The sequence below is a fragment of the Pseudomonas sp. HMSC066A08 genome (assembly GCF_001813025.1).
In the GTDB taxonomy this organism is placed as follows: Bacteria; Pseudomonadota; Gammaproteobacteria; order Pseudomonadales; family Pseudomonadaceae; genus Pseudomonas; species Pseudomonas aeruginosa.
In genome coordinates this window covers 190,016-216,174 of the sequence record NZ_KV811348.1, presented here as the reverse complement: position 1 = coordinate 216,174, position 26,159 = coordinate 190,016, and the positions used below count along the sequence as shown (strand labels likewise).

General features: G+C 67.6%; 32 protein-coding genes and 1 tRNA gene. 22 read left to right on the top strand and 11 right to left on the bottom strand.

What is annotated here, in order from left to right:
* Positions 1–18: 18 nt before the first annotated feature.
* The 3 genes from rhlG to amrZ all read right to left on the bottom strand — a co-directional run bounded on the left by rhlG (position 19) and on the right by amrZ (position 1,732).
* Positions 19–789: a 3-oxoacyl-ACP reductase RhlG gene (rhlG, locus tag HMPREF2886_RS24810; RefSeq protein WP_033968550.1), complete on the bottom strand. Its 771-nt coding sequence runs from the start codon at positions 787–789 to the stop codon at positions 19–21.
* 97 nt (positions 790–886) lie between these two features.
* Positions 887–1,252: a DUF2784 domain-containing protein gene (locus HMPREF2886_RS24805; protein WP_003098694.1), complete on the bottom strand. Its 366-nt coding sequence runs from the start codon at positions 1,250–1,252 to the stop codon at positions 887–889.
* A gap of 153 nt (positions 1,253–1,405) precedes the next feature.
* On the bottom strand, positions 1,406–1,732 hold the full coding sequence (gene amrZ / locus HMPREF2886_RS24800; protein WP_003091802.1) for a transcriptional regulator AmrZ: 327 nt from the start codon (positions 1,730–1,732) through the stop codon (positions 1,406–1,408).
* Positions 1,733–2,092: 360 nt separating this feature from the next.
* Between amrZ and phnC the strand changes: the two genes are divergently transcribed.
* From phnC to phnP, 13 genes are all read left to right on the top strand, one after another.
* On the top strand, positions 2,093–2,929 hold the full coding sequence (gene phnC / locus HMPREF2886_RS24795; protein ID WP_003130253.1) for a phosphonate ABC transporter ATP-binding protein: 837 nt from the start codon (positions 2,093–2,095) through the stop codon (positions 2,927–2,929).
* 52 nt (positions 2,930–2,981) lie between these two features.
* Positions 2,982–3,986, top strand: coding sequence for a phosphonate ABC transporter substrate-binding protein (phnD, locus tag HMPREF2886_RS24790; RefSeq protein ID WP_003091795.1), 1,005 nt, complete (start codon positions 2,982–2,984; stop codon positions 3,984–3,986).
* 67 nt (positions 3,987–4,053) lie between these two features.
* A complete protein-coding gene (gene phnE, locus HMPREF2886_RS24785) occupies positions 4,054–4,848 on the top strand; it encodes a phosphonate ABC transporter, permease protein PhnE (RefSeq protein WP_070748579.1) in 795 nt (264 codons plus the stop codon).
* Between the two features lie 20 nt (positions 4,849–4,868).
* Positions 4,869–5,591, top strand: coding sequence for a phosphonate metabolism transcriptional regulator PhnF (phnF, locus tag HMPREF2886_RS24780; protein WP_079385229.1), 723 nt, complete (start codon positions 4,869–4,871; stop codon positions 5,589–5,591).
* Between the two features lie 9 nt (positions 5,592–5,600).
* Positions 5,601–6,059, top strand: coding sequence for a phosphonate C-P lyase system protein PhnG (phnG, locus tag HMPREF2886_RS24775; RefSeq protein WP_003098697.1), 459 nt, complete (start codon positions 5,601–5,603; stop codon positions 6,057–6,059).
* On the top strand, positions 6,059–6,688 hold the full coding sequence (gene phnH, locus HMPREF2886_RS24770; RefSeq protein WP_003113122.1) for a phosphonate C-P lyase system protein PhnH: 630 nt from the start codon (positions 6,059–6,061) through the stop codon (positions 6,686–6,688). The genes phnG and phnH overlap by 1 nt, the downstream gene beginning before the upstream one ends.
* A complete protein-coding gene (locus tag HMPREF2886_RS24765; protein ID WP_033968553.1) occupies positions 6,688–7,788 on the top strand; it encodes a carbon-phosphorus lyase complex subunit in 1,101 nt (366 codons plus the stop codon). The genes phnH and HMPREF2886_RS24765 overlap by 1 nt, the downstream gene beginning before the upstream one ends.
* Positions 7,785–8,669, top strand: coding sequence for an alpha-D-ribose 1-methylphosphonate 5-phosphate C-P-lyase PhnJ (locus HMPREF2886_RS24760; protein ID WP_070748577.1), 885 nt, complete (start codon positions 7,785–7,787; stop codon positions 8,667–8,669). The genes HMPREF2886_RS24765 and HMPREF2886_RS24760 overlap by 4 nt, the downstream gene beginning before the upstream one ends.
* Positions 8,666–9,481 carry a phosphonate C-P lyase system protein PhnK gene (gene phnK, locus HMPREF2886_RS24755; protein ID WP_042169985.1) on the top strand — a complete coding sequence of 272 codons (816 nt, stop codon included), beginning with the start codon at positions 8,666–8,668 and terminating at the stop codon, positions 9,479–9,481. Before HMPREF2886_RS24760 ends, phnK begins: the two co-directional genes overlap by 4 nt.
* 49 nt (positions 9,482–9,530) lie before the next feature.
* The gene (phnL, locus tag HMPREF2886_RS24750) at positions 9,531–10,247 is read left to right on the top strand and encodes a phosphonate C-P lyase system protein PhnL (RefSeq protein WP_003098702.1); all 717 of its coding nucleotides are present in this window, start codon (positions 9,531–9,533) and stop codon (positions 10,245–10,247) included.
* Entirely contained in the window at positions 10,237–11,400 is a 1,164-nt protein-coding gene (locus HMPREF2886_RS24745) for an alpha-D-ribose 1-methylphosphonate 5-triphosphate diphosphatase (RefSeq protein WP_033968555.1), read from the top strand. Before phnL ends, HMPREF2886_RS24745 begins: the two co-directional genes overlap by 11 nt.
* Complete coding sequence (phnN, locus tag HMPREF2886_RS24740) at positions 11,400–11,957, top strand: phosphonate metabolism protein/1,5-bisphosphokinase (PRPP-forming) PhnN (RefSeq protein ID WP_003109293.1); 558 nt, start codon at positions 11,400–11,402, stop codon at positions 11,955–11,957. Before HMPREF2886_RS24745 ends, phnN begins: the two co-directional genes overlap by 1 nt.
* Entirely contained in the window at positions 11,948–12,718 is a 771-nt protein-coding gene (gene phnP, locus HMPREF2886_RS24735; RefSeq protein WP_033968559.1) for a phosphonate metabolism protein PhnP, read from the top strand. Before phnN ends, phnP begins: the two co-directional genes overlap by 10 nt.
* A gap of 38 nt (positions 12,719–12,756) precedes the next feature.
* On the opposite strand, the gene HMPREF2886_RS24730 is transcribed toward phnP, so the two are convergent.
* The 4 genes from HMPREF2886_RS24730 to HMPREF2886_RS24715 form a co-directional block, all read right to left on the bottom strand.
* Positions 12,757–12,942, bottom strand: a complete 186-nt coding sequence (locus HMPREF2886_RS24730; protein WP_003091768.1) for a PA3371 family protein — start codon at positions 12,940–12,942, stop codon at positions 12,757–12,759.
* A 51-nt stretch (positions 12,943–12,993) separates the two neighbouring features.
* Entirely contained in the window at positions 12,994–13,140 is a 147-nt protein-coding gene (locus tag HMPREF2886_RS24725; RefSeq protein ID WP_003091766.1) for a hypothetical protein, read from the bottom strand.
* A gap of 88 nt (positions 13,141–13,228) precedes the next feature.
* A complete protein-coding gene (locus tag HMPREF2886_RS24720; RefSeq protein ID WP_033968561.1) occupies positions 13,229–13,507 on the bottom strand; it encodes a hypothetical protein in 279 nt (92 codons plus the stop codon).
* Between the two features lie 192 nt (positions 13,508–13,699).
* Positions 13,700–14,218, bottom strand: a complete 519-nt coding sequence (locus HMPREF2886_RS24715) for a GNAT family N-acetyltransferase (RefSeq protein ID WP_033975507.1) — start codon at positions 14,216–14,218, stop codon at positions 13,700–13,702.
* Positions 14,219–14,337: 119 nt separating this feature from the next.
* On the opposite strand from HMPREF2886_RS24715, the gene HMPREF2886_RS24710 reads away from it, so the two are divergent.
* Positions 14,338–14,414, top strand: a tRNA-Arg gene (locus tag HMPREF2886_RS24710).
* Positions 14,415–14,464: 50 nt separating this feature from the next.
* Here HMPREF2886_RS24710 and HMPREF2886_RS24705 read toward each other — a convergent pair.
* Positions 14,465–14,803, bottom strand: coding sequence for a YdcA family protein (locus HMPREF2886_RS24705; protein ID WP_033968564.1), 339 nt, complete (start codon positions 14,801–14,803; stop codon positions 14,465–14,467).
* 266 nt (positions 14,804–15,069) lie between these two features.
* On the opposite strand from HMPREF2886_RS24705, the gene HMPREF2886_RS24700 reads away from it, so the two are divergent.
* The 5 genes from HMPREF2886_RS24700 (at position 15,070) to HMPREF2886_RS24680 (ending at position 19,640) form a co-directional block, all read left to right on the top strand.
* Positions 15,070–16,110 (top strand): aliphatic amidase, encoded by a 1,041-nt coding sequence (locus HMPREF2886_RS24700; RefSeq protein ID WP_070748575.1) that lies wholly within the window; start codon positions 15,070–15,072, stop codon positions 16,108–16,110.
* An 83-nt stretch (positions 16,111–16,193) separates the two neighbouring features.
* Positions 16,194–17,309: an AAA family ATPase gene (locus HMPREF2886_RS24695; RefSeq protein ID WP_003098718.1), complete on the top strand. Its 1,116-nt coding sequence runs from the start codon at positions 16,194–16,196 to the stop codon at positions 17,307–17,309.
* 25 nt (positions 17,310–17,334) lie between these two features.
* On the top strand, positions 17,335–18,492 hold the full coding sequence (gene amiC / locus HMPREF2886_RS24690; protein WP_033968566.1) for an aliphatic amidase expression-regulating protein AmiC: 1,158 nt from the start codon (positions 17,335–17,337) through the stop codon (positions 18,490–18,492).
* Complete coding sequence (gene amiR / locus HMPREF2886_RS24685; RefSeq protein WP_033968567.1) at positions 18,489–19,079, top strand: transcriptional antitermination factor AmiR; 591 nt, start codon at positions 18,489–18,491, stop codon at positions 19,077–19,079. Before amiC ends, amiR begins: the two co-directional genes overlap by 4 nt.
* Positions 19,080–19,121: 42 nt before the next feature.
* On the top strand, positions 19,122–19,640 hold the full coding sequence (locus tag HMPREF2886_RS24680; protein ID WP_033968569.1) for an AmiS/UreI family transporter: 519 nt from the start codon (positions 19,122–19,124) through the stop codon (positions 19,638–19,640).
* A gap of 53 nt (positions 19,641–19,693) precedes the next feature.
* Here the strand turns inward: HMPREF2886_RS24680 and lecB are convergent, their stop codons facing one another.
* A complete protein-coding gene (lecB, locus tag HMPREF2886_RS24675) occupies positions 19,694–20,041 on the bottom strand; it encodes a fucose-binding lectin LecB (RefSeq protein WP_003098728.1) in 348 nt (115 codons plus the stop codon).
* 467 nt (positions 20,042–20,508) lie between these two features.
* Here lecB and HMPREF2886_RS24670 point away from each other — a divergent pair, with 467 nt between their 5' ends.
* On the top strand, positions 20,509–21,567 hold the full coding sequence (locus HMPREF2886_RS24670) for an HlyD family secretion protein (protein WP_033975503.1): 1,059 nt from the start codon (positions 20,509–20,511) through the stop codon (positions 21,565–21,567).
* A gap of 22 nt (positions 21,568–21,589) precedes the next feature.
* Positions 21,590–22,600, top strand: coding sequence for a DUF2955 domain-containing protein (locus HMPREF2886_RS24665; protein WP_003119630.1), 1,011 nt, complete (start codon positions 21,590–21,592; stop codon positions 22,598–22,600).
* Positions 22,601–22,604: 4 nt separating this feature from the next.
* Here HMPREF2886_RS24665 and HMPREF2886_RS24660 read toward each other — a convergent pair whose 3' ends face one another.
* Complete coding sequence (locus HMPREF2886_RS24660) at positions 22,605–23,483, bottom strand: DMT family transporter (RefSeq protein ID WP_070748573.1); 879 nt, start codon at positions 23,481–23,483, stop codon at positions 22,605–22,607.
* Between the two features lie 56 nt (positions 23,484–23,539).
* Complete coding sequence (gene dsdA, locus HMPREF2886_RS24655) at positions 23,540–24,886, bottom strand: D-serine ammonia-lyase (protein WP_033975501.1); 1,347 nt, start codon at positions 24,884–24,886, stop codon at positions 23,540–23,542.
* A 325-nt stretch (positions 24,887–25,211) separates the two neighbouring features.
* On the opposite strand from dsdA, the gene HMPREF2886_RS24650 reads away from it, so the two are divergent.
* A partial coding sequence (locus HMPREF2886_RS24650) for a glutamine synthetase family protein (RefSeq protein ID WP_083318623.1) occupies positions 25,212–26,159 on the top strand: 948 nt, incomplete at its 3' end.

Below are 26,159 nucleotides of genomic sequence, written 5' to 3'. Positions count from 1 at the left end.
TACCCGGATTGGCGGCGCTCAGAGATGAAAACCGCCGTCGATGGGGATCACGTTGCCGGTCATGTAGGCGCCGGCGGTGCCGGCCAGGCTGATCGCCAGCGCCGCCATCTCCTCCGGGCGACCCCAGCGGCCCATGGGAATCGACGCGCTGTCCGCCTCCAGTGCCTGCGGGTCATTGGCGATATGACGGGTCATGCGGCTCGGGAAGCGTCCGGGAGCGATCACGTTGACATTGATGTGCTCGCCGACCAGTTCCTTCGCCAGCATCCGCGACAGTTGATGCAGCGCGGCCTTGCTCGGCCCGTAGGCATAGGCTTGTTCGCCCATGGCGCTGATGCCCGCCACCGAGCCGATGTTGATCACCCGCGCCGGGTTCTCCGCGCTGGCCGAGCGGCGCAGCAGCGGCAGCAGTTGCTGGATGCAGGAAAACACCGAGGTGACATTGAGCTGCATGACCTTTTCCCAGCCGGACACCGGATAGCTTTCCAGCGGTGCGCCCCAACTGGTGCCGGCGTTGTTCACCAGGATATCCAGCCGCGCGCTGAGTTCGCCGAGCGCCTGCGCCAGGCGCCGGGCACCGGCTTCGCTGGAAAGGTCGGCGGGGATCGCCTGGCAGTCGCCGTAGGCCGAGAGGCGTGTGGCGGCGTCGGCGCAGGCTTCAGCGTCACGTGCGCAGATGAAGACGCGGGCGCCGGCTTCGAGAAGACCCTGGGCGATCATCTGGCCGATGCCGCGGCTGCCGCCGGTGACCAGGGCGACGCGACCGGCGAGACTGAAATAGGGATGCATGGGAATGACTCCGGGCTGGGCAGGGGAGCCCAGCCTACGATTCGCCTCGCTGCCGGCGCAGCACTATCCAGGTACGGAATGACGTGGCATCCGTGACTCAGCGGCTACCGCGGCGATGCAACAGATACAGGTAGGCGATCAGGTTGAGCAGCAGAACGATGGCGCCAAGGATCCACTGCACCGCCGGGGTCAGGCCGGCGGGATAGATCAGCGGCAACAGGTAGTGCTCGACGAAGCCGCCGCTGTAGCCGGCGTCCCCGGCGGCCCGGCGCAGACGATTCTCCAGCGGGGTCAGCGGACAGGGCAGGCCGAGAAACTCTACCGCGCAGCCCCAGGCCACCGCCGGCAGGTGCAGCCAGGCCAGGCGTGGCCAGCGCAACGGCAGCAGGCCGCCGAACAGGACGAACAGGATGAAGCCCAGGTGCAGCCAGACCAGGGCATCGGCGGCCAGGCGATAGCTCATTCGGCTCTCCCTCGTCGCGTTGGAGGGATAACGCCAGCGCTACAGGGGCCGGCGGATAACCGCCTTGCGGTTACTCGCCCATGGTTTGGCCATCCATAAAGAAAAAGCCGGCGAATGCCGGCCATTTCAAGCGCTACGCGTGGGCTTCGGCGCTCAGGCCTGGGCCAGCTCCGCATCGTGTGCGATCAGGGCGACCAGTGCGTTCTGCTGACGGTGGGTCAGCTGGCGGAAACGCTGCAGCAGCTCGCGCTCGTGCAGGCTGAGTTCCGGGCTGTCCAGGCGAACACCGAGATTGTCTTGCAGCGCCCCTTCCTGGAGCAGGCTCTGCTCGAGTCGGGCGATGATCTCGGAGTTCATGCTGCGATGATGGCTGCGAGCGACTTCTGCGATCTGCTCACGCATGCCCTCGGGCAGACGAACGACGAATTTGTCAGCGGTACGGCTGGAGTAGGTAGGAGTTGCCTGTTTCAGTGGGCGCATACATTGAACCTGTAGAGTCAGGGAAAAGCGGTGCCGAGGAAGCGTTCATTGTTCTCGGGCCTATGACCACGATTTCCGCCAGCCGTTCAGTCTGTTATTTCGGAAACAACAATTAGTTGACGTCAATTGTGCGTTGCGTGCCGGCGTTTTGCCAGTACCAGCTATCTGAAATGCGAGCGATTCAGCAAAAGCCTAGTTTTTTACTGGGGGTTGGATGATGGCCTTCTGACCATCGGTCGTTCAAGGGATTGTCACTCGACTGTCATCGTCACTTCACCGGGCTGACACAGTCTCCTTCTATCTTGGTCTACACCAGATGGCGCCGCTGGCGTCTTCGTGCAACCGATTGGAGGGAGAACGATGAGCGCGGTGATCCGTGTCGACAGCCTGAACAAGACCTTTGCCCGCAAGCAGGCGCTTTTCAACCTGAAGCTGGAGATCCAGGCGGGCGAGATGGTGGCGTTGATCGGTGCATCCGGCTCCGGCAAATCCACGCTCCTGCGCCACGTCGCCGGGCTCGCCCGTTGCGACCGCGACAACGGCGGCAGCATCGACGTGCTGGGCCGCCGCCTGCAGGCGTCCGGCCGCCTGAGTGGCGAAGTGCGTCGCCTGCGCGCCGACATCGGCTACATCTTCCAGCAGTTCAACCTGGTCAACCGCCTCAGCGTGCTGGACAACGTCCTGCTCGGCTTCCTCGGTCGCATGCCGCGCTGGCGCGGTTCGCTGGGGCTGTTCAGCGCCGAGCAGAAACGCCAGGCCCTGGAAGCGCTGGCGCGGGTCGGCCTGGCCGATTTCGCCGGGCAGCGCGCCTCGACCCTCTCCGGCGGCCAGCAGCAGCGCGTGGCCATCGCCCGCGCCCTGACCCAGAAGGCCGAGGTGATTCTCGCCGACGAACCGATCGCCTCGCTCGACCCGGAGTCGGCGCGCAAAGTGATGGACATCCTCGCCGACATCAACCGCCACGACGGCAAGACCGTGGTGGTGACCCTGCATCAGGTCGACTACGCGTTGCGCTATTGCCCGCGAGCGGTGGCCCTGAAGGGCGGCCGGATCCTCTTCGACGGCAGCAGCGAGCATCTTTCCGAAGGCTTCCTCAACGAACTCTACGGCGCCGAAGGGGATACCCCGCTGCTGTTTTCCGACCGTGCCCGGCGCGGGGCGGAGAGCCAGCCGGAACTGACCCTCGCGCGCGCCTGACGTCATTCGAATCGCATAAAGACCCGCCAAACCCTGCCCAGGAGTTCTCTCCATGTTGAAACGCTTCAGTCGTGTGCTCGCGGCTTCCGCCCTGCTCGCCGGCTCCCTTGCCGGGATGGCGCACGCCGACCAGCCGGTGATCAATTTCGGGATCATCTCCACCGAATCGTCGCAGAACCTCAAGAGCATCTGGGAACCCTTCCTCAAGGACATGAGCCAGCAGACCGGCTACCAGGTGAAGGCCTTCTTCGCCCCCGACTACGCCGGGATCATCCAGGGCATGCGTTTCGACAAGGTCGACATCGCCTGGTACGGCAACAAGGCCGCCATGGAAGCGGTGGATCGCGCCCACGGCGAGATCTTCGCCCAGACCGTCGCCGCCAGCGGCGCGCCGGGCTACTGGAGCCTGCTGATCGCCAACAAGGACAGCAAGATCGATAGCGTCGAGGACATGCTGGCGAACGCCAAGAGCCTGACCTTCGGCAACGGCGATCCGAACTCCACGTCCGGCTACCTGGTGCCCGGCTACTACGTGTTCGCCAAGAACAACGTCGACCCGGTCAAGGCCTTCAAGCGCACCCTCAACTCCAGCCACGAGGTCAACGCCCTGGCGGTGGCCAACAAGCAGGTCGACGTCGCCACCTTCAATACCGAGGGCATGGAGCGCCTGGAACTGACCCAGCCGGAGAAGGCCAGGCAGCTCAAGGTGATCTGGAAGTCGCCGCTGATTCCGGGCGACCCGCTGGTGTGGCGCAACAACCTGAGCGACGAGCAGAAGAACAAGCTGCGCGACTTCTTCTTCAAGTACGGCGCCAACGCCGAGCAGAAGAAGGTCCTCGCCGACCTGCAATGGTCGAAGTTCCAGCCCTCCGACGATGACCAGTTGCTGCCGATCCGCCAGCTCGAACTGTTCAAGCAGCGCACCGACGTGGCGAACAACGCCAACCTTGGTGCCGAGGAGAAGGCCGCCAAGCTGAAGGCCCTCGACGAGGAGCTGGCCAAGCTGGAGAAACGCATGGCCGAGCGCGAGCAGAAAACCGCCGCCAACGCCGGCTGATCCACCCCGGGCGCGGCCGGCGCCGCGCCCCACCCGATTCGCCAATACCGCTGTCGAGATTCCCGATATGAGCACTCTGAGCACCACCGCCGCGGCGGACGCCACCGGCAAGCCATCCTGGGGACGCCTGGTCGGCTGGGGCCTGTTCCTCGCCATCCTCGCCTGGTCCTGGAAGGGCGCGGAAATGAACCCGGCCGTGCTGTTCCGCGACGCCGGCAACATGGCGTCCTTCGCCGCCGACTTCTTCCCGCCGGACTTCGGCAACTGGAAGCTCTACCTCAGCGAGATGCTGGTCACCGTGCAGATCGCCCTCTGGGGCACGGTGCTGGCGATCGTCTGCGCCATCCCGCTGTCGATCCTGGCCTCCGAGAACATCGTGCCCTGGTGGGTCTACCAGCCGGTGCGGCGGGTGATGGATGCCTGCCGTTCGATCAACGAGATGGTCTTCGCCATGCTCTTCGTGGTCGCCGTCGGCCTGGGCCCGTTCGCCGGCGTGCTGGCGCTGTTCATCAGTACCACCGGGGTGCTCGCCAAGCTCTTCGCCGAGGCGGTCGAGGCGATCGACCCCGGTCCGGTCGAAGGCGTCCGTGCCACCGGTGCCAGCGCCCTGCAGGAGGTCATCTTCGGGGTCATCCCGCAGGTCCTGCCGCTGTGGATCTCCTATTCGCTGTACCGCTTCGAGTCCAACGTGCGTTCCGCCACCGTGGTCGGGATGGTCGGCGCCGGCGGCATCGGCGTGATCCTCTGGGAGGCCATCCGCGGCTTCCAGTTCGGCCAGACCTGCGCCGTGCTGATCGTGATCATCGTGGTGGTGAGCCTGATCGACGTTCTGTCACAACGCCTGCGCAAGCTGTTCATCTGACGACGCGAGGAGGGCGCCTGGTGCGCCCTTTCCAAACCATGCACTTGTCTAGACAAAGCGAACCACTGTACCGCGAACTGGCCGAACGGCTGCGCCAGGAACTGCTGGCCTACCGCCCCGGCGACTACCTGCCCGGCGAGATCCAGCTGGCCCAGCGCTTCGCGGTGAACCGCCATACCCTGCGCCGGGCGCTCGACGAACTGGTGCTCGAAGGCCGCGTGCTGCGGCGCCAGGGCAAGGGCACCCAGGTCCTGGAGGCGCCGACGATCTACCCGATGGGCGCCGCCAACGCCTACACCGAGTCGCTCTCGGCCCAGGGCCACCGGGTCGAGGCACGGCTGCTGGAGGCGCGCCAGCGTCCGGCCGGCGCCGCCGAGGCCACCCACCTGGGGATCGGCGAGGGCGGGCGGGTGCTGGAACTGGCCACCCTGCGTTATCTCGACGGCCAGCCGGTGAGCCTGATCCGCCACTGCTACGCCGTTTCCCGCAGCGAGCTGCTCGCCGACTACCAGGGCGGTTCGCTGCGTCGCTACCTGGCCGACAAAGGCCTGCCGCTGACCCGCACCTACAGCCTGATCGGTGCGCGCCTGCCCAACCGCGAGGAGTCGGCGCGCCTGCTGATGCCCCGCCACGCGCCGTTGCTCACCGTCCTCACCCTGTCCCGCGACCGTACCGGCCAACCGGTGGAGCTGGCCCAGTCGATCAGCCGCGCCGATCGCTTCCAGTACCAGGTCGCCCCCTAGGAGAAGCCCATGACCGCCTTGCATTCCGATCCCACCATCGCCGCGCGACAGCGCTGGATGGGCGTGCTCGCCCGCGCCCGTCGCGAGGAGCTGGACGCCCATGCGGACGCCCTGCGCGATGCCGACTATCACCTGCTGCGCGCCGCCGAGACCGGCATGACCCTGGTGCGCGGACGCATGGGCGGCACCGGCAGCCCGTTCAACCTCGGCGAGATGACCGTGACCCGCTGCGTGGTGCGGCTCGGTGACGGACGCACCGGCTACAGCTATGTCGCCGGGCGCGACAAGCGCCACGCCGAGCTGGCCGCCCTGGCCGACGCGCACCTGCAGGGCGCCGACGCGGCGGCCTGGCAGGCGCGCCTGATCGAACCGCTGGCCCGCACCCAAGCCGAGCGCCGCGCCGCCCAGGAGGCGGAAATCGCCACTACCAAGGTGGAGTTCTTCACCCTGGTCCGAGGAGAAGATTGATGACCAGCGCTTCGCTTCCCAGCCCGGCGGATACCGCCGCGCTATTGCAACCGGCGTTCCAGGACCCGGTCCTGGACGCCCAGCGGAGTTTCCGCGCGGCGCTCAAGGCCCTCGCCGAACCGGGGCTGGTGCGCAACCTCGACCGCGCACCGGCGCTGGCCGCGTTGCAACCGGCCAGCTACGCGCTGTGCCTGAGCTTCCTCGACTCCGACACCCCGCTGTGGCTGGCGCCGGGTCTCGACAGCCCGACGTTGCGCGCCAACCTGGCCTTCCATTGCGGCTGCCCGATCGTCGCCGAGCGCGAGCAGGCGCTGTTCGCCTTGCTCGACGAAGGCGAGCTGGACGACCTGAGCGGCTTCGACAGCGGCAGCGACCGTTATCCGGACCAGTCCTGCACCCTGCTGATCCAGCTTGCCGGCCTCGATGGCGGCGCCTCGCTGGAGTGGCGCGGACCGGGCATCGCCGAGGTGCGCCAGGTGGCGTTGCCGGTGAGCGCCGGGTTCTGGGCACAGCGCGCCGCACGCACCGAATTCCCCAGGGGCCTGGATGCCTTCTTCGCCGCCGGCGAGCGCATCCTCGGCCTGCCACGCAGTACCCGTGTCAGCGAACCCGTCGAGGAGGTGGCCTGATGTACGTAGCCGTCAAGGGTGGCGAGAAGGCCATCGACAACGCCCATCGCCTGCTGGCGCGCAAGCGCCGCGGCGATACCGCGCTGCCGGAGCTGTCGGTGGAGCAGATCCGCCAGCAGATGCCGCTGGCCGTGTCGCGGGTGATGACCGAAGGTTCTCTGTACGACGAGCAACTGGCGGCACTGGCGATCAAGCAGGCGGCCGGCGACCTGATGGAAGCGATCTTCCTCCTCCGCGCCTACCGCACCACGCTGCCGCGCTTCGCCGCCAGCCTGCCGCTGGATACCGCCGGGATGTGCCTGCAACGACGGATCTCGGCGACCTACAAGGACCTGCCGGGCGGGCAACTGCTCGGTCCGACCTTCGACTATACCCATCGCCTGCTCGACTTCAGCCTGCTCGCCGAGGGCGACTACCCCGGCCCCGAGGTGGAGCGGGGCGCCTCCCTGGAGCCTTGTCCGCGCGTGCTCGGCCTGCTCGACCGGGAAGGCCTGATGACGCCGGAGTACGAACTGCCCGGCGCGGTGCCGGATATCACCCGCGAGCCGCTCGACTTCCCCACCGGCCGCGCCCAGCGCCTGCAGGCCCTGGCCCGCGGCGACGAGGGCTTCCTTCTCGCCCTGGGCTATTCGACCCAGCGCGGCTACGGCCGCAACCATCCGTTCGCCGGGGAGATCCGCATCGGCGCCTGCGAGGTCTGGCTGGAGCCCGAGGAACTCGGCTTCGCGGTGCCGGTGGGTGAGATCGAGGTCACCGAGTGCGAGATGGTCAACCAGTTCGTCGGTTCCCGCGAGGAGCTGCCGCAATTCACCCGTGGCTACGGCCTGGCCTTCGGCTACGCCGAGCGCAAGGCGATGGGCATGGCCCTGGTCGACCGCGCCCTGCGCGCCGAGGAATACGGCGAGGAGGTGGTGTCGCCGGCGCAGCAGGAAGAGTTCGTCCTGATGCACTGCGACAACGTCGAGGCCGGCGGCTTCGTCTCGCACCTGAAGCTGCCGCACTACGTCGATTTCCAGTCCGAGCTGGAGCTGATTCGCAAGCTGCGTCGTCCCGGCGTCGCCGAATCCGCGCAACCCACTGTCCAGGAGAAGCGCGCATGAGCCTTTCCCCGCAAGCCAGCGCCGCGCCGGAGCAGGGCTACAACTTCGCCTACCTCGACGAGCAGACCAAGCGCATGATCCGCCGCGGCCTGCTCAAGGCGGTGGCGATCCCCGGCTACCAGGTGCCCTTCGGCGGCCGCGAGATGCCGCTGCCCTACGGCTGGGGCACCGGCGGCATGCAGGTGACCGCGGCCATCCTCGGTGCCGACGACGTGCTCAAGGTGATCGACCAGGGCGCCGACGACACCACCAACGCGGTATCCATCCGGCGTTTCTTCGCCCGCACCGCCGGGGTCGCCACCACCGAACGGACCCCGGAGGCGACGGTGATCCAGACCCGCCACCGGATACCGGAAACCGCGCTGAGCGGCGAGCAGATCATGGTCTACCAGGTGCCGATCCCCGAGCCGCTGCGCTTCATCGAGCCTTCCGAGGCGGAGACCCGGACCATGCACGCGCTCGACGACTACGGGGTGATGCACGTGAAGCTCTACGAGGACATCGCCACCTTCGGCCATATCGCTACCAGCTATGCCTACCCGGTGACGGTGGACGAGCGCTACGTGATGGATCCCTCGCCGATTCCCAAGTTCGACAACCCCAAGCTGGACATGAACCCGGCGCTGATGCTGTTCGGCGCCGGTCGCGAGAAGCGCCTGTACGCGGTGCCGCCGTTCACCCGGGTGGCGAGCCTGGACTTCGAGGACCACCCCTTCGAGGTCCAGCGCTGGGAGGAAAGCTGCGCCTTCTGCGGCAGCCACGAGTCCTACCTGGACGAACTGATCATCGACGACCGTGGCGGCAAGCGCTTCGTCTGTTCCGACACCGATTACTGCACGCAGCGGCGTGCCCGCCAGGAAGAAGGGGAGGATGCGCAATGAACGCGGTCTGCGAATCCATCGATGCGGGCCTCGACGCGCGCGACCGGCCGCTGCTCTCGGTACGCGGCCTGACCCGCCTGTACGGGCCGGAAAAGGGCTGCCAGGAGGTCGACTTCGATCTCTACCCTGGCGAGGTGCTGGGCATCGTCGGCGAGTCCGGCTCGGGCAAGTCGACCCTGCTCTCGTTGCTCTCCGGGCGCTGTCCGCCGGACGCCGGCACGGTCGCCTACCGCGACGACGGCGACCGCTGGCTGGACCTCTACGCCGCCAGCGAAGCCGAGCGGCGCACCCTGCTGCGCACCGAGTGGGGCTTCGTCGAGCAGAACCCGCGCGACGGCCTGCGCATGGGCGTGTCCGCCGGCGCCAACATCGGCGAACGGCTGATGGCCCAGGGCGTGCGCCACTACGGTCGGCTGCGCCAGGCCGGGCTGGACTGGCTGGAACAGGTGGAGATCGATCCGCTGCGCATCGACGACCTGCCGCGAACCTTTTCCGGCGGCATGCAGCAGCGCCTGCAGATCGCCCGCAACCTGGTCTCGGCGCCACGCCTGGTGTTCATGGACGAGCCCACCGGCGGCCTCGACGTGTCGGTGCAGGCGCGCCTGCTCGACCTGCTGCGTGGCCTGGTGCGCGAGCTGGACCTGGCGGTGGTGATCGTCACCCACGACCTGGCGGTGGCGCGCCTGCTCGCCGACCGCCTGATGGTCATGCGCCGTTCGCGGGTGGTGGAAGCCGGTCTCACCGACCAGATTCTCGACGACCCGCAGCATCCGTACACGCAATTGCTGGTGTCGTCGGTCCTGCAACCCTGAGCCGAAGCGTCGGCGCCGGTCCGCGCGACGGGCGCCCGGAGAAGTAGCGATGAACAACCTGATCGAGGTCCGCGACCTCAGCAAGACCTTCACCCTGCACCAGCAACAGGGCGTAGTGCTCAATGTGCTGCGCGGGCTCAACTTCAATGTCGCCGGCGGCGAATGCCTGGTGCTCCACGGACGCTCCGGTGCCGGCAAGAGCACCCTGCTGCGCACGCTCTACGGCAACTACCTGCCGGCCGGCGGCAGCATCCGCCTGCGCCACGCCGGCGACTGGCTGGAACTGGTCGGCGCCGAGCCTCGCGAGGTGCTCGCCGTGCGTCGCCAGACCCTCGGCTATGTCAGCCAGTTCCTGCGGGTGATCCCGCGGGTGGCGACCCTCGACGTGGTCATGGAGCCGGCCCTGGCCCGTGGCTGGAGCCGCGACAGCGCCGAACTGCGGGCGCGCAGCCTGCTGGCCCGGCTGAACATCCCGGAACGCCTCTGGCAACTGGCGCCGGGTACCTTTTCCGGCGGCGAGCAGCAACGCGTCAACATTGCCCGCGGCTTCATGGTCGAGTGGCCGATCCTGCTACTCGACGAGCCGACCGCGTCCCTCGACGAAGCCAACCGCCAGGTAGTGCTGGAACTGATCGGCGAAGCCAAGGCCGCCGGCGCCGCGTTGATCGGCATCTTCCACGACCGCGCCGCCCGCGAGGCGGTGGCCAGCCGCTACCTGGACATGAGCCAGGAGCTTTCCCGCCAGGAGCAAGCCCATGTCGTCTGAACGCGTTCTCAGCAATGCCCGGGTAGTCAGCGCCGAGCGGGTCTTCGTCGGCAGCGTGCTGCTGCGCGACGGCCTGATCGCCGCGGTCGACGAAGGCCGCAGCCACCTGGCCGGGGCCGAGGACCTGGGGGGCGACTACCTGCTGCCCGGCCTGGTCGAGCTGCACACCGACAACCTGGAGAAGCACATGAGCCCGCGTCCCGGCGTCGACTGGCCGTCGGCCTCGGCGGTGCTGGCGCACGACGCGCAGATCGTCGCCGCGGGGATCACCACGGTGTTCGACGCGCTGTCCATCGGCGACGTCAACCCCAAGGGCAGGCGCATGCAGCAGTTGCCGAAGATGCTCGAGGCCATCGGCGAGGCCGCCGCCAGCGGCGACGCGCGCGCCGACCATCGCCTGCACCTGCGTTGCGAGGTCAGCCATCCGCAGACGCTGGAGGTGTTCCGCGAACTGGTCGAGCATCCGCTGGTGCAACTGGTCTCGGTGATGGACCACGCCCCCGGCCAGCGCCAGTTCGCCAGGCTGGAGAAGTACCGCGAGTACTACCAGGGCAAGTACCACCTGAGCGATGCCGAGATGGACGCCTTCATCGTCGAGCAGGTAGCCAACTCCGAGCGCTACAGCGACGCCGCCCGTGCGGCCATCGTCGATGTCTGCCAGGGACGCGGCCTGTCGGTGGCCAGCCATGACGACGCGACCCTCGCGCATGTCCGCGAGTCGGCCGGCTACGGCATGGCCATCGCCGAGTTCCCGACCACCGTGGAGGCCGCCAGGGCCAGCCACGAGCATGGCCTGCAGGTGCTGATGGGGGCGCCCAACGTGGTCCGCGGCGGTTCCCACTCGGGCAACGTGGCGGCGGCGCAACTGGCGGGAATCGGCGTGCTGGATATCCTTTCCAGCGACTACTATCCGGCCAGCCTGCTGCATGCGGCCTTGCTGCTCGCCGGCGAGCACAGCGAGTATGATGCGATCCGCTACGACCTGCCGCGCGCGGTGGCGATGGTCAGCCGTACCCCGGCGCTGGCCGCCGGGCTGACCGATCGTGGCGAAATCCGCGTCGGCCTGCGCGCCGATCTGCTGCAGGCGCGGGCGCTCGGCAACAACCAGCCGGTGGTGCGCCAGGTCTGGCGCGGCGGGCAGAGAGTGTTCTGATGACAGGCAGACTGATTTATCTGATGGGGCCTTCCGGCTCGGGCAAGGACAGCCTGTTGCAGGCCGCGCGCGAGCCCCTGGCGCTACGCGGCTGCCGTATCGTGCGGCGGGTGATCACGCGCTCCGCGGAAGCGGTGGGGGAGGACGCCCAGGCGGTGACCCCGGCGCAGTTCGACACCCTCGAGCGGGCCTCGGCGTTCGCCATGAGCTGGCGCGCCAACGGCCTTTGCTATGGCATCCCGGTGCAGATCGACGAGTGGCTGGCGCAGGGCTACGACGTGCTGGTGAACGGCTCGCGCGGCTACCTGGCGCAGGCCCGCCGGCGCTATCCGGATCTGCTCGCGGTCCTGCTCGGGGTGAAACCCGAGGTGCTGCGCCAGCGCCTGCTGGCGCGTGGCCGGGAAAGCCCCGAGGAAATCGAGGCGCGCCTGGCGCGCAACGCCGAGTTCGCCGCCGGCCTGGAGGGCCCGCTGTTCCAACTGGACAACTCCGGTGACCTCGACGACACGCTACGCAGCCTCCTGGCCCGTCTCGGCAGTGACCGCGCATGCGCCTGACCCTGCTCGGCACCGGCGACGCCCGCCAGGTGCCGGTCTACGGTTGCGATTGCCCGGCCTGTCGCAACGCCCGCGCCGACGCCGGCCTGCGTCGCCGTCCCTGTAGCGCGCTGCTGGAGTGCGCCGGCCAGCGCTGGCTGATCGACAGCGGCCTGGTCGATCTCTGCGAGCGCTTCCCGCCCCATAGCCTCGACGGCGTCCTCCAGACCCATTACCACGCCGACCACGCCCAGGGCCTGCTGCACCTGCGCTGGGGCCAGGGCCTGGTGATCCCGGTGCACGGCCCGGCTGACCCGGAGGGCCTCGCCGACCTCTACAAGCATCCGGGCATCCTCGATTTCAGCCAGCCCTTCGGCGCCTTCGAGCGGCGCCAGTGGGGCGCGCTGGCGGCGACCGCGTTGCCGCTGGTCCACTCGAAGCCAACCTTTGGCTACTTGCTGGAGGGGGCTTCCGAGGAGGGAACGATACGGCGCCTGGCCTACCTCACCGATACCGTCGGGCTGCCGGCGGACAGCGCCTCGCGATTGCTCGCGGCGCCGCTGGACCTGCTGGTGCTGGACTGCTCGATGCCGCCGCAGGAGCGGCCGCCGCGCAACCACAACGACCTCACGCGGGCACTGGAGTGCATCGAATCGCTGCGTCCCCGGCGGGCCGTGTTGACCCACGTCGGGCATACGCTGGACGCCTGGCTGCTGGACCACCCCGCTGCGTTGCCCGAAGGGGTGGAACTGGCGCGCGACGGCATGTGCCTGCCGCTGTGAGCGACGCTGTAGCGCCAGGCAAAGCGCTGCGGGCGAAATCAGTCCAGGCTGGGATCGAAGCGGATTCGCCGACCCACCACCAGCGCAAACAGCAGCCAGGCGCCGGATATGCCCAGCAGTCCCCAGGCGCACCAGGCGAGGAGGGTGGCGTCGGGCGGCAGGCTCAGCGCCAGGATCGCGCTGGCGATCACCACGAACAGAAGAATGACGGCGGATCGTGACATGGTTTCACTCCCGGAGCCCTCTCCGTCGGGCTCGCTGTTCCTTGTGCCGGCTCAGTGGCGCCGAGGTTCCGTGGCGCCCTTGTCGCTCAGCGGAAGCTTCGCTGGATATTCGTCTCCTCCGCGCTCTATCAGCCAGAGCAGCCCGTAGACGCCGACCGAAAGGGCCAGGGCGGTCAGCGGCAAAGCCAGGATCCACATGTTCTTTCTCCCTTCCGCCCGCCAGCATCCCGGGGACCTGTGCGGCGGTTTAGCGTCGTTGGATGCCGGTCTCCCGGCGCTTGCTTCGTCAGAATGTCCAGGCCTGTTCGTCGGCCGCGGTCACCAGCGCCGTGCCGCGCTCGTCCTCGCCTACGGTGACGATGCGCGGGGATTCGTCGGGCGCCTGGATCACCAGTCGCTGCGCAGCGGGTGCCCACTGCGGCGTTGCGTTGCTGTCCAGCACTACCGGCCTTTCGCCGTTGCGTTCCTGCGTCCTGTCCTCGTCGCCCAGTGCGCTGTTCTGGAAGACTACGAGAGCCAGCAGGGAAAGAAGTCCGGTGCCGACCAGGTTGCGTGAGCTGCTCATGTTCACCTCCATTTCGTAGCTTTGCCAGGCAGATGGCCAAGGTTTGATCCTGAGGGTCTTGTAGCAGCGGTTGTGCCAACTTTTTTCTATAAAAAATCCTTTTAAATCAATTATATATGTCTGTGCCTGGAACTCTGTAGCATGCGCTTTGCACGGATTGGCATTTTGCCGGTTGCAAAATGCATGATGATTTCAGCCCAGATGCAGCGCCAGGCTTACGCCGTGGCTGGTGAACCCCAGCGCGGCATAGAAGCGCTGCGCGGTTTCCCGGTCCTGATGACTGGAAAGCGCCAGTTTGTAGCAGCCCCAACTGCGCGCGCGCTCCACGGCCCGGCCGATCAGTTCGCGGCCTACGCCTTGGCCGCGGGCGTGGCGGTCGACCACCATGTCTTCGAGAATCGCCGAGCGGGCGAAATCGTGCGCCAGGTGTTCGATCAGATGCAGGGTGCAGGTGCCGAGCAGGCGCTCGCCGCGTTCGGCCACCAGGGTGACCCGGTCGCTGCGCGGTCGTTGCAGCTGGATGGCCAGCAACGCCGGGTCCGGGCGCGGATCGGCGCTACCGAGTTGCTGTAGCAGCAATGACAGGCGCGGCGCGTCGTGCTCGCTGGCGATCCGCACATCGAAGCTGGCGAAGGGGGAGTCCGGTATCCGCGGCTGGCGCGGGGCGTCCGGCAGGTCCTGTGCGGCGGGAATGGCGACGGTCTGGTTCATGCTGCACCTCCAGGGTTGCGGAAAATTATGCGCAGCCTTGGTGGCAGTGGCATGACAAACGCTTTCTCTGCCGTTAACATGCCGCCCGGACGCGGCGCACCGCTCGCCATGTCCGGTGTGTCCCGGTAGCTCAATTGGATAGAGCATCCCCCTCCTAAGGGGAAGGTTGGAGGTTCGACCCCTCTCCGGGACGCCATTTCATGCTCTGCTCCAGCTTCCCTCGCCGCTTCGCCAGTCCGCTTGCCGTCACTTTCTCCGATAGCTTTTCTTGCCGCCCGGCGTCAGGCAGTACACCCCTCCGCGCGGGCCCGTGCAGAACGAGCCGCTGCCACAGGCACAGCCCTGCGTCGTGCCTTGCAGACGCTGTACGGCGGGTTGTCCGGTACGTCCGCCGGCGTTGCCGAAGTAGGCCGCGCAACTGCGCTTCGAGGCGCTGATGGAGCCGTCGTTGCAGAGAAAGATGTCGCCGTCGCAACCGGCGATACCGCCTTTCTTTCCCGAGCAGGGGCTATTGGCGGCCAGTGCCGGAAATGCGCAGACCGACAGGAGGAAGAGGGCGATCCAGGCGAAGAGTCCGAGTTTCATTAGCGAAGCTTCCGTGCGAATGATGGCTGCATGCTATCTCAGGCTCGCACCATGTGCTTTCGCGATCGCGCCGATTACATAACGTTACACGAACCTTGACAGCCCCTTCCGACGGGGCTTATAAGTGGCGCCATCAGGTCATGCGCATCAGCGTCGATGTCGCGGGACCGAACCTAACGCATACGCACAGAGCAAATGGGCTCTCCCGGGGTTACCCGGGAGGGCCTTTTTTCGTCCCGAGAAAATAACAACAAGAGGTGATACCCATGCGTCACGGCGATATTTCCAGCAGCAACGACACCGTCGGAGTGGCGGTGGTCAACTACAAGATGCCGCGCCTGCACACCGCGGCGGAGGTCCTGGACAACGCCCGGAAGATCGCCGACATGATCGTCGGCATAAAGCAGGGCCTGCCCGGCATGGACCTGGTGGTGTTCCCCGAGTACAGCCTGCAGGGCATCATGTACGATCCGGCGGAGATGATGGAAACCGCGGTGGCGATCCCCGGCGAGGAAACCGAGATATTCTCCCGCGCCTGCCGCAAGGCCAACGTCTGGGGCGTATTCTCCCTCACTGGCGAACGGCACGAGGAGCATCCGCGCAAGGCGCCGTACAACACCCTGGTGCTGATCGACAACAACGGCGAGATCGTCCAGAAGTACCGCAAGATCATTCCCTGGTGCCCCATCGAGGGCTGGTATCCCGGTGGCCAGACCTACGTCAGCGAAGGGCCGAAGGGCATGAAGATCAGCCTGATCATCTGCGACGACGGCAACTACCCGGAAATCTGGCGCGACTGCGCGATGAAGGGCGCCGAGCTGATCGTGCGCTGCCAGGGCTACATGTACCCGGCCAAGGACCAGCAGGTGATGATGGCCAAGGCCATGGCCTGGGCCAACAACTGCTATGTGGCGGTGGCCAACGCCGCCGGCTTCGACGGCGTGTATTCCTACTTCGGCCACTCGGCGATCATCGGCTTCGACGGCCGTACCCTCGGTGAGTGCGGCGAGGAGGAAATGGGTATCCAGTACGCCCAGCTGTCGCTTTCGCAGATCCGCGATGCGCGCGCCAACGATCAGTCGCAGAACCACCTGTTCAAGATCCTCCACCGCGGCTACAACGGCTTGCAGGCGTCCGGCGACGGCGACCGGGGCCTGGCGGAGTGTCCGTTCGAGTTCTACCGCACCTGGGTCACCGACGCCGAGAAGGCGCGCGACAATGTCGAGCGACTGACCCGCTCGACCACCGGCGTGGCGCAATGCCCGGTCGGCCGGCTGCCCTACGAGGGACTGGAGAAGGAAGCCTGACGGCAGACGCCGCCAGCCCGGCGTGCCGTCGTGCGGCACGCCGTCTCCGCCATTTCCCCCCTGTGGCAGAAGGAGTTTCATCCATGCCTTTTCTGAGCGACATGCTCGACCAGTCCCGCCGGCAGCAGGACGAGGAACAGGCCTTGGCGCGGGAGAATCTTGCCGAGGCAAGTCTGCTCCAGGCCCACCTGAGTCACCGCAGCGCCCTGCACAGCCGTTTCCGTTTCGACCCGGCGGCGGTGATGGACTGCCTGCGCGCCGAGGTGCTCGGCCAGGAACCGGCGCTACAGGCCGTCGAGGACATGCTCAAGGTGGTTCGCGCGGACATCGCCGACCCGCGCCGTCCGCTGTTCAGCGCGCTGTTCCTCGGCCCCACCGGGGTCGGCAAGACCGAGATCGTGCGCGCCCTGGCCAGGGCCCTGCACGGCGACGCCGAGGGGTTCTGCCGGGTGGACATGAACACCCTGTCCCAGGAGCACTATGCCGCCGCCCTCACCGGTGCGCCGCCGGGCTACGTCGGGGCGAAGGAGGGCACCACCCTGTTGGAGCAGGACAAGCTGGACGGCAGTCCCGGGCGCCCCGGCATCGTTCTCTTCGACGAACTGGAAAAGGCCAGCCCGGAAGTGGTCCATGCGTTGCTCAACGTACTCGACAACGGCCTGCTACGGGTCGCTTCCGGCGAACGCACCTACCATTTCCGCAACACCCTGGTGTTCATGACCAGCAATCTCTGCGCCCATGAGATCCAGCGCTACGACGAGCGTCGCCAGCGCCTGCCCTGGCGCCTGCTGCCGGTCGGCGGCGAGCGCCGGCGGCGGGACATCGACGGGATGGTCCGGGCCCGGCTGCTGAAGACCTTCTCGCCGGAGTTCGTCAATCGTCTCGATAGCGTGGTCACCTTCAACTGGATCGAACGCGACGTCGTCGCGCGCCTGGTCGAGCTGGAGGTGCAGCGGCTCAACCGGCGCCTGGAGAAGCATCGCTGCCGCCTGGAGGCGACCCCGGAGGTGCTGGCGAAGATCGCCCGCGCCGGCTTCGACCGGCAGTTCGGCGCCCGTGCGTTGCGCCGCAGCGTCCGTCATCATCTCGAGGTACCGCTGGCCGAGCATCTGCTCGATCACCACCAGCCGGGCGACGGGAACTGCACGACCTACCTGGCGAGCCTGGAGCACGAGCGGGTTCGCTTCGTACGGCGCTGAGCGACAGTCACAGGAGAGGAAACGGATGGGATCGCACCAGGAGCGGCCGCTGATCGGCCTGCTGTTCTCCGAAACCGGCGTCACCGCCGATATCGAGCGCTCGCAGCGCTATGGCGCATTGCTCGCGGTCGAGCAACTGAACCGCGAGGGCGGCGTCGGCGGTCGCCCGATCGAAACGCTGTCCCAGGACCCCGGCGGCGACCCGGACCGCTATCGGCTGTGCGCCGAGGACTTCATTCGCAACCGGGGGGTACGGTTCCTCGTGGGCTGCTACATGTCGCACACGCGCAAGGCGGTGATGCCGGTGGTCGAGCGCGCCGACGCGCTGCTCTGCTACCCGACCCCCTACGAGGGCTTCGAGTATTCGCCGAACATCGTCTACGGCGGTCCGGCGCCGAACCAGAACAGTGCGCCGCTGGCGGCGTACCTGATTCGCCACTACGGCGAGCGGGTGGTGTTCATCGGCTCGGACTACATCTATCCGCGGGAAAGCAACCATGTGATGCGCCACCTGTATCGCCAGCACGGCGGCACGGTGCTCGAGGAAATCTACATTCCGCTGTATCCCTCCGACGACGACTTGCAGCGCGCCGTCGAGCGCATCTACCAGGCGCGCGCCGACGTGGTCTTCTCCACCGTGGTGGGCACCGGCACCGCCGAGCTGTATCGCGCCATCGCCCGTCGCTACGGCGATGGCAGGCGGCCGCCGATCGCCAGCCTGACCACCAGCGAGGCGGAGGTGGCGAAGATGGAGAGCGACGTGGCAGAGGGGCAGGTGGTGGTCGCGCCTTACTTCTCCAGCATCGATACGCCCGCCAGCCGGGCCTTCGTCCAGGCCTGCCATGGTTTCTTCCCGGAGAACGCGACCATCACCGCCTGGGCCGAGGCGGCCTACTGGCAGACCTTGTTGCTCGGCCGCGCCGCGCAGGCCGCAGGCAACTGGCGGGTGGAAGACGTGCAGCGGCACCTGTACGACATCGACATCGACGCGCCACAGGGGCCGGTCCGGGTGGAGCGCCAGAACAACCACAGCCGCCTGTCTTCGCGCATCGCGGAAATCGATGCGCGCGGCGTGTTCCAGGTCCGCTGGCAGTCGCCCGAACCGATTCGCCCCGACCCTTATGTCGTCGTGCATAACCTCGACGACTGGTCCGCCAGCATGGGCGGGGGAGCGCTCCCATGAGCGCCAACTCGCTGCTCGGCAGCCTGCGCGAGTTGCAGGTGCTGGTCCTCAACCCGCCGGGGGAGGTCAGCGACGCCCTGGTCTTGCAGCTGATCCGCATCGGTTGTTCGGTGCGCCAGTGCTGGCCGCCGCCGGAAGCCTTCGACGTGCCGGTGGACGTGGTCTTCACCAGCATTTTCCAGAATCGCCACCACGACGAGATCGCTGCGCTGCTCGCCGCCGGGACTCCGCGCACTACCCTGGTGGCGCTGGTGGAGTACGAAAGCCCCGCGGTGCTCTCGCAGATCATCGAGCTGGAGTGCCACGGCGTGATCACCCAGCCGCTCGATGCCCACCGGGTGCTGCCTGTGCTGGTATCGGCGCGGCGCATCAGCGAGGAAATGGCGAAGCTGAAGCAGAAGACCGAGCAGCTCCAGGAACGCATCGCCGGCCAGGCCCGGATCAACCAGGCCAAGGTGTTGCTGATGCAGCGCCATGGCTGGGACGAGCGCGAGGCGCACCAGCACCTGTCGCGGGAAGCGATGAAGCGGCGCGAGCCGATCCTGAAGATCGCTCAGGAGTTGCTGGGAAACGAGCCGTCCGCCTGAGCGATCCGGGCCGACCAGAACAATAACAAGAGGGGTATCGTCATGATGCTGGGACTGGTTCTGCTGTACGTTGGCGCGGTGCTGTTTCTCAATGCCGTCTGGTTGCTGGGCAAGATCAGCGGTCGGGAGGTGGCGGTGATCAACTTCCTGGTCGGCGTGCTGAGCGCCTGCGTCGCGTTCTACCTGATCTTTTCCGCAGCAGCCGGGCAGGGCTCGCTGAAGGCCGGAGCGCTGACCCTGCTATTCGCTTTTACCTATCTGTGGGTGGCCGCCAACCAGTTCCTCGAGGTGGACGGCAAGGGCCTCGGCTGGTTCTGCCTGTTCGTCAGCCTCACCGCCTGCACCGTGGCGATCGAGTCGTTCGCCGGCGCCAGTGGTCCGTTCGGCCTGTGGAACGCGGTCAACTGGACAGTCTGGGCGTTGCTCTGGTTCTGTTTCTTCCTGCTGCTGGGGCTGTCCCGCGGCATCCAGAAGCCGGTGGCCTACCTGACCCTGGCCAGCGCCATATTCACCGCCTGGTTGCCCGGCCTGCTGCTGCTCGGACAGGTGCTCAAGGCATAGCAGGAAGTCGGAAAGGGATGGCGGCTTGCTGCCATCCCGTCCCTTCCGAACGCCTAGCCGAGCGGCCAGTTGATCACCACGACGGCGTCGTTGTAGTCGTTGTCGGTGCCGTCTTCAGAGCCGACCAGGGCGAAGTTCAGCTCGTTGGTCAGGATTACCTGTGCCGAGACCAGATCCGAGGGGCGGCCGTTGACGCTGACCTGGACCTGTACCTTGCCACTGCTGCCGGAGTTGAGCACCTGGGTGCCGATGACGGCGTTATTGGTGCTTTGCCCGCTGAAGGTCGCGGCCGTCTCGTTGTTGACCAGCACGTTCACCGTCTGGGTTCCGGACGAGTTGGCGAAGGCGGTGACGCCGAACCGGGTGTTGGCGGGAAGGGTGAACACTCCTTGTGTTGCCATGGTGTATCTCCACTGAATACCTGGCCTGCCTTTTCAGGCAGCCGTCTGGCGCGCGGTATGGCGTGTCGGGAGAAATCCGCAGTCCTTGGCGGCAGGCGATGCGCAGGCAGGAAGGACGCATCGTTCAGCCAATCTACGCCGTCGACCGGGCGCGGCCACTGCTAGAGTTCGCAGGAGGGCTACAGGGGGAGCCTGGCACTGGCGATGCATGGCCCGGTGCCGGACTGCGGCAGCCGCCTGCCGTGCCGGCTCGTTCGATTATTACGTTTTATGTAACGATCTATTGCCGATGCCGGCAGGCCAGGGGTGATTGTCTCGAAATATACTGCGTCACCTGGTCGCCGCAGCGGCGACGGCTACCCACTGGCCGTCGTCCGGGTCGCCGGTTCCATCCCGGCCGCGCCAACCCCCGCATTCAGGCCCCGCTGCGGCGACTGCATTCCCGCTGGATTCGAGGCTCGTACCCTATGACTCCCGATCAACGATTTGCCCGTTGGGTTCAAGTCGCTATCGCGGTATTCGTGTTGCTGTTCGTCTACTTCCTGGTCGCCGACCTGTGGATGCCGCTCACCCCGCAGGCCCAGTTGACCCGGCCGGTGGTGCGCGTCGCGCCGCGTGTCAGCGGCCAGGTCGCCGAGGTGCTGGTGTCCAACAACGGCCACGTGCAGCCCGGCGAAGTATTGTTCCGCCTCGATCCCGAGCCTTTCCGACTGGCCGTGCGCCAGGCCGAACTGGCACTGGAGGAAGCCGAGCGCACCAACCGCGAACTGGATGCCGCCATCGCCTCGGCCAAAGCCGACCTCCTGGCCGCGCGCAGCAGCGCCGGCGAGCTGGACAGCGAGGCGCGCCGCACCGCCCAACTGGTGCAGCGCCACCATGTGTCGCAGCAGATGCACGAGCAGGTCAGCGCCCAGGCCCAGGCCGCCCGTGCCCGGGTCGCCGCGGCCCAGGCGCGGATCGGCGAGCTGAGCGCGCGACGCGGCACGACCGGCGAGGACAACCTGCGCCTGCGCCAGGCGCGCAATGCCCTGGCCCAGGCCCGCCTGCAACTGCAATACAGCAGCGTCCGGGCCGACCGCGCCGGGACCCTGAGCAACCTGCAACTGACCCCGGGCACCTACGTTCCGGCCGGTACGCCGGTGGCGGCGGTGGTGGACGATCGTATCGACATCGTCGCCGACTTCCGCGAGAAATCGCTGCGCTACGTGCGCCCTGGCGACCGTGCGGCGGTGGTGTTCGACGCGCGTCCCGGCGAAGTGTTCGGCGCGCGGGTGGCGGCCATCGACGCCGGGGTCAAGGAGGGCCAGCTGGACGCCAACGGCGACCTCGCCGCGCCGGTCACCTCCGACCGCTGGGTCCGCGACGCTCAGCGCCAGCGCCTGCACGTGGTGCTCGACGAACTTCCCGAAGGCTTGCTGCCCACCGGCGCCAAGGCCACCGTGCAGCTCTATCCCGGCGACGGCCTGAGCCACCTGCTCGGTCGCGCGCAGATCGTCGCCATCAGCCTGCTGCACTACGTCTACTGACGCCATGCCGGCCAAGCTCGCGATGTCCGCCAACGACCTGCGCCAGTGCCTGCGCATCGCCGGCGGCGGCACCCTGGGGTTCTTCGTCTGCAAGCTGATGAACTGGGACTACGGCTCGTTCTTCGGCGTCTACCCGATGCTGCTGCTCGGCCTGACGCCGGTGATCAACCTGCACATCGTCCGCCAGTTCCTCGCCAACTCGGTGGTGATCAGCGTCGAGGTACTGGTGCTGTACGGGTTGTTCGGCGACCGGCCGCTGCTGATGACGCCTATCGTCTTCGGCCTCTTCGTCTACCGCTTCGCCCTGATGGCGCGCGGCCCGCTATTCTTCTTCGGCGCACTGAGTTCGGTATTCCTCTCGATGCTGCTGCACTTTGCCAGCTATCCGGACGTCGATCTGTTCGACATGCTCGCCAGCAACATGGTCGCCACCTGGCTGACGGTGGCCATCGCCGTGCTGATGTTCTACCTGTTCCCCGACGTCGAACCGCGGCCGCCGCGCCAGGCGCCGGCCAAGGATGCCCCCAGCCGGCGCCACGAGACGCTGCTCGGGGCCACGGTGGCGACCCTGTCCTTCGTGGTCTTCCAGACCTTCGACCTGAAGGACTCGCTGTCGGCGCAGATCGCCTCGATCCTGGTGTTGTTCCCCATGCACTGGAAGGGCGTGCACTTCGCCGGGCGCATCCGCGCCCTCGGTACGCTGCTCGGCTGTGCGCTGGCGGTGGGCTTGCAGGTGCTGCTCTACGATCACTACGACATCCTGCCCTTCGTCGCCCTGTTGCTGTGGATCTCGGCGATGTTCTGCGCGCGCATCCACATGCTGGAGAACGGCGTACCGGGGATCGGTTTCGGCGCGCTGACCACCCTGGCGATCGTCCTCGGCCAGTACCTGACGCCAACCCACGACATGATGTACAGCGTGCTCTACCGATTTACCTCGGTGTGCTTCGCGGTGCTGATCACGCTGATGACGGTGCTGGTGATCCACCTGTTCCTCAACCGCTTCGCCGCCACCCGGCACTACAGCCACTGAGGCCTCAGGCGCGCCGGCCCGGCCAGTTGACCAGCGCGACGCCGAGCATCACCAGCAGCATGCCGCCGATCGCCGCCGGCGCCAGGCGCTCGTCGAACAGCAGCCAGGAGGCCAGCGCGGTCACTGGCGGCACCAGGTAGAACAGGCTCGCCACCTTCGACGCGGCGCCATGCCGGATCAACGTGTAGAGCAGGCCGACGGCGCCGAACGAGAGCCCCAGCACCAGCCAGCCGAGGATCAGCACGAACGGCGTGCTCCACTGCACCTCGCGGCTTTCGAAAAGCAGCGCGGCGAGGCCGAGCAGGGCGCCGCTGGCCAGGTACTGGACGACGCCGCCGGTGCGCAGGTCCATGCCGCCGCAGAAGCGCTTCTGGTACAGCGTGCCGCAGGTGATCGCCGCCAGCGCCATCAGCACCGCGCCCCAGGCCAGGCCGTCGGCGCCACCGTGGATGCGGCCGAGCACCACCAGGGCTACGCCAGCCAGGCCGAGCGCCAGTCCCAGCCATTGCCGGCGGCTGACCCGCTCGCCGAGCCAGATGCCGGCCAGGGCCGCGGTAGCCAGCGGTTGCAGGCCGACCAACAGGGAGGTCAGGCCGGCCGACATGCCGTGCTCGATGGCGAGGAACACCCCGCCCAGGTACAGGCCATGGACCAGCAGGCCGGCGACCGCGACATGCCCGGCCAGCCGTGCCGAGCCCGGCCAGGGCGCACCGCTGAGCAGGGCGAAGGCGGCCAGCAGGGCGGCCGCGAGGAGCAGGCGGATGGCCAGGAAGGTGAAGGGCTCGGCGTACGGCAGGCCGAACTTGGCGCCGAGGAATCCAGTGCTCCAGAGCAGCACGAAGAGCAGCGGCATGCCGCTGCCGAGCCAGGCGGGTGTGCGCATGCAAGGTCCTCGTCGGGAGGTGGCGGGACGGTCGTGGCGCCCCGCGCGTGTCGGTGTCAGTCCAGCAGCGAGCGGCCTCGCTCCAGGTAGGCGCGCATTTCCGCCTCGGGCACCATGCCGCCGCCGGTGGCCCAGACCAGGTGGGTGGCATTGGCCAGGCGCGCCGAGGTCAGCCCCATGCGTTCGCGATAGCCCTGCGGCTCACGGGTGACCCGGGCGATGCCCGGCGCGCCGGCCAGGGCCGAAGGCTCCAGGCGGATGCCCTGGCTGCGTTCGAGCAACGCGAGCAGGCGGAACAGTTCGTCGTCGTCCACCGTGTAGTAGCCGTCGAGCAGGCGCTGCATGGCGCGGCCGACGAAACCCGACGGACGCCCCACCGCCAGGCCATCGGCGGCGGTGCGGTTGTCGATGCCGAAGTCCTGCACCGAAACCTGCTCGTGGCGGCCGGTATAGACGCCGAGGAACATGCAGGGCGAATGGGTCGGCTCGGCGAACAGGCAGTGCGCCGCGTCGCCGAACGCCAGCTTGAGGCCGAAGGCCACCCCGCCGGGACCGCCGCCGACCCCGCAGGGCAGGTGGACGAACAGCGGGTGCTCGCTGTCGACGCGGATGCCGGCGGCGTCCAGCTGGCCGCGCAGTCGCTCGGCGGCGACGGCGTAGCCGAGGAACAGGTCGCGGGAGTTTTCGTCGTCGACGAAATGGGTGTAGGGATCGCCGGCCGCCTCGCGGCGGCCCTGTTCCACCGCGACACTGTAGTCGGAGGCGTACTCCACCACCGTCACGCCGTGGGCGCGCAGCCTGTCCTTCTTCCACTGGCGGGCGTCGGCGGACATGTGCACGCTGGCCTGGAAGCCCAGCGCGGCGCCGATGATGCCGATGGAAAGGCCCAGGTTGCCGGTGGAGCCCACCGCTATCCGGTGGCGGGCGAAGAATGCCCGGCAATCCGCCTCGGCCAGCCGCGAGTAGTCGTCGTCGAGGCCGACCAGGCCGTGCTCCAGGGCCAGGCGCTCGGCATGGGCGAGCACTTCATAGATGCCGCCGCGGGCCTTGATCGAGCCGGAAATCGGCAGGTGGCTATCGCGTTTCAGCCAGAGCCGGCCGGGCAGTTCGGCGGCGTAATGCTGGCGCAGGGCGTCGTGGAAGGCGGCGACTTCGACCAGGTCGGACTCGATGATGCCGCCGCTGGCGGCGGTTTCCGGAAACAGCCGGGCGATCAGCGGGGCGAAGCGCTGCAGGCGGGCGCTGGCGTCGGCCACGTCGGCGGCGCCGAGGCCGACGTCGGCCAGGGCTTCGGCGCTCGGCGCGATGGCCGGGTTGAACCACTCGCTCGGGCGCAGGGCGATCAGGTCGGCCAGGCGCGGGAACTCGGCGAGCCAGTCGGCCTTGGGTGTTCCGAGAATCAACGGCAGTACTCCTGTGGCGGGTAGGGCAGCGAAGGCACAGAGGATATACGCCTGGCCGGCGTTTTTCCTCGTACCCGGCAGGCAAGGCAGAACGCCTCTGCAGCGAAAGGCTTTGCACACGCGAGAATGTGCCGCATGCTTGATATCTTGAACAAGCGATGCGTATTTTGTACGCGGCCGCCACCCGGTGCGGCATCCGCGATACCAACAAGGATAAGAAGTCATGACTATCGAAGGCCAAGGCTCACTCGCCGAACGGCTGGCTGGAGTTGAAGAAATCGAATGCGTCACCCCCGACCTCAACGGGGTGCCGCGCGGCAAGGTGATGACCGGTGAGGGCTTCCTCAGCGGCCGGCGCCTGCAGCTCGCCCGTGGCGTGCTGCTGCAATGCATCATGGGCGGCTACCCGCCGGCGCGCTTCTATGGCAGCGACGATGGCGACCTGGCGCTGGTCGCCGAGCCGACCCAGGTCCATCGCCTGCCCTGGAGCAACACTCCGCGCGCCTTCGCCATCTGCGACGCGCAGGAACTGGATGGCACGCCGTCCGGGCTGTCCACCCGCGGCCTGCTCAAGCAGGTGGTGGCGCGCTACGCCGCCCACGGCTGGCAGCCGGTGGTGGCCACCGAACTGGAGTTCTTCGTCTTCGCCCCGAACACCGATCCCAACGAGCCGTTCCAGGCCCCGCTGGGGCCGGATGGCCGGCGCGAGCTGGGCTATTCGGCCTTCAGCGTGTCTTCCAACAACGGACTGCGACCGTTCTTCGAAGACGTCTATCGCTGCATGGATGCGCTGGGCCTGGTGCGCGACACCTTCATGCACGAGATGGGCACCAGCCAGTTCGAGATCAACTTCCTGCATGGCGACCCGGTCCTGCTGGCCGACCAGACCTTCCTCTTCAAGCACCTGCTCAAGGAGGTCGCGCTCAAGCACGGCCTGATCGTGGTGTGCATGGCCAAGCCGCTGGCGAAGACGCCGGGCAGCTCGATGCACATCCACCAGAGCATCGTCGAGCTGGACGGCGGGCGAAACATCTTCAGCGAAGCCGATGGCGAGCCTTCCGCCGCGTTCCGCCACTTCATCGGCGGCCAGCAGGCCTGCCTGGCGGACTTCACGCCCTTCTTCGCGCCGCATGTGAACTCCTTCCAGCGCCTCTGCCATCCCTACGCTTCACCGAACAACGCCTGCTGGTCCCACGACAACCGCGCCGCCGGCCTGCGCATCCCGGCCAGCGGGCCGTCCGCGCGGCGCGTCGAGAATCGCCTGCCGGGCGCC

Bases quoted from the DNA above. Each gene is read 5' to 3' on its own strand.
- amrZ (WP_003091802.1), bottom strand. From the start codon at position 1,732: ATGCGCCCACTGAAACAGGCAACTCCTACCTACTCCAGCCGTACCGCT.
- HMPREF2886_RS24680 (WP_033968569.1), top strand. From the start codon at position 19,122: ATGATGCTGGGACTGGTTCTGCTGTACGTTGGCGCGGTGCTGTTTCTC.
- HMPREF2886_RS24695 (WP_003098718.1), top strand. From the start codon at position 16,194: ATGCCTTTTCTGAGCGACATGCTCGACCAGTCCCGCCGGCAGCAGGAC.
- lecB (WP_003098728.1), bottom strand. From the start codon at position 20,041: ATGGCAACACAAGGAGTGTTCACCCTTCCCGCCAACACCCGGTTCGGC.
- HMPREF2886_RS24765 (WP_033968553.1), top strand. From the start codon at position 6,688: ATGTACGTAGCCGTCAAGGGTGGCGAGAAGGCCATCGACAACGCCCAT.
- phnN (WP_003109293.1), top strand. From the start codon at position 11,400: ATGACAGGCAGACTGATTTATCTGATGGGGCCTTCCGGCTCGGGCAAG.
- phnP (WP_033968559.1), top strand. From the start codon at position 11,948: ATGCGCCTGACCCTGCTCGGCACCGGCGACGCCCGCCAGGTGCCGGTC.
- HMPREF2886_RS24665 (WP_003119630.1), top strand. From the start codon at position 21,590: ATGTCCGCCAACGACCTGCGCCAGTGCCTGCGCATCGCCGGCGGCGGC.
- HMPREF2886_RS24745 (WP_033968555.1), top strand. From the start codon at position 10,237: ATGTCGTCTGAACGCGTTCTCAGCAATGCCCGGGTAGTCAGCGCCGAG.
- amiC (WP_033968566.1), top strand. From the start codon at position 17,335: ATGGGATCGCACCAGGAGCGGCCGCTGATCGGCCTGCTGTTCTCCGAA.
- phnE (WP_070748579.1), top strand. From the start codon at position 4,054: ATGAGCACTCTGAGCACCACCGCCGCGGCGGACGCCACCGGCAAGCCA.
- HMPREF2886_RS24760 (WP_070748577.1), top strand. From the start codon at position 7,785: ATGAGCCTTTCCCCGCAAGCCAGCGCCGCGCCGGAGCAGGGCTACAAC.
- HMPREF2886_RS24715 (WP_033975507.1), bottom strand. From the start codon at position 14,218: ATGAACCAGACCGTCGCCATTCCCGCCGCACAGGACCTGCCGGACGCC.
- HMPREF2886_RS24805 (WP_003098694.1), bottom strand. From the start codon at position 1,252: ATGAGCTATCGCCTGGCCGCCGATGCCCTGGTCTGGCTGCACCTGGGC.
- HMPREF2886_RS24660 (WP_070748573.1), bottom strand. From the start codon at position 23,483: ATGCGCACACCCGCCTGGCTCGGCAGCGGCATGCCGCTGCTCTTCGTG.
- phnC (WP_003130253.1), top strand. From the start codon at position 2,093: ATGAGCGCGGTGATCCGTGTCGACAGCCTGAACAAGACCTTTGCCCGC.
- HMPREF2886_RS24700 (WP_070748575.1), top strand. From the start codon at position 15,070: ATGCGTCACGGCGATATTTCCAGCAGCAACGACACCGTCGGAGTGGCG.
- phnL (WP_003098702.1), top strand. From the start codon at position 9,531: ATGAACAACCTGATCGAGGTCCGCGACCTCAGCAAGACCTTCACCCTG.
- phnH (WP_003113122.1), top strand. From the start codon at position 6,059: ATGACCAGCGCTTCGCTTCCCAGCCCGGCGGATACCGCCGCGCTATTG.
- HMPREF2886_RS24705 (WP_033968564.1), bottom strand. From the start codon at position 14,803: ATGAAACTCGGACTCTTCGCCTGGATCGCCCTCTTCCTCCTGTCGGTC.
- HMPREF2886_RS24730 (WP_003091768.1), bottom strand. From the start codon at position 12,942: ATGTCACGATCCGCCGTCATTCTTCTGTTCGTGGTGATCGCCAGCGCG.
- HMPREF2886_RS24720 (WP_033968561.1), bottom strand. From the start codon at position 13,507: ATGAGCAGCTCACGCAACCTGGTCGGCACCGGACTTCTTTCCCTGCTG.
- HMPREF2886_RS24725 (WP_003091766.1), bottom strand. From the start codon at position 13,140: ATGTGGATCCTGGCTTTGCCGCTGACCGCCCTGGCCCTTTCGGTCGGC.
- HMPREF2886_RS24670 (WP_033975503.1), top strand. From the start codon at position 20,509: ATGACTCCCGATCAACGATTTGCCCGTTGGGTTCAAGTCGCTATCGCG.
- phnD (WP_003091795.1), top strand. From the start codon at position 2,982: ATGTTGAAACGCTTCAGTCGTGTGCTCGCGGCTTCCGCCCTGCTCGCC.
- phnK (WP_042169985.1), top strand. From the start codon at position 8,666: ATGAACGCGGTCTGCGAATCCATCGATGCGGGCCTCGACGCGCGCGAC.
- rhlG (WP_033968550.1), bottom strand. From the start codon at position 789: ATGCATCCCTATTTCAGTCTCGCCGGTCGCGTCGCCCTGGTCACCGGC.
- amiR (WP_033968567.1), top strand. From the start codon at position 18,489: ATGAGCGCCAACTCGCTGCTCGGCAGCCTGCGCGAGTTGCAGGTGCTG.
- phnG (WP_003098697.1), top strand. From the start codon at position 5,601: ATGACCGCCTTGCATTCCGATCCCACCATCGCCGCGCGACAGCGCTGG.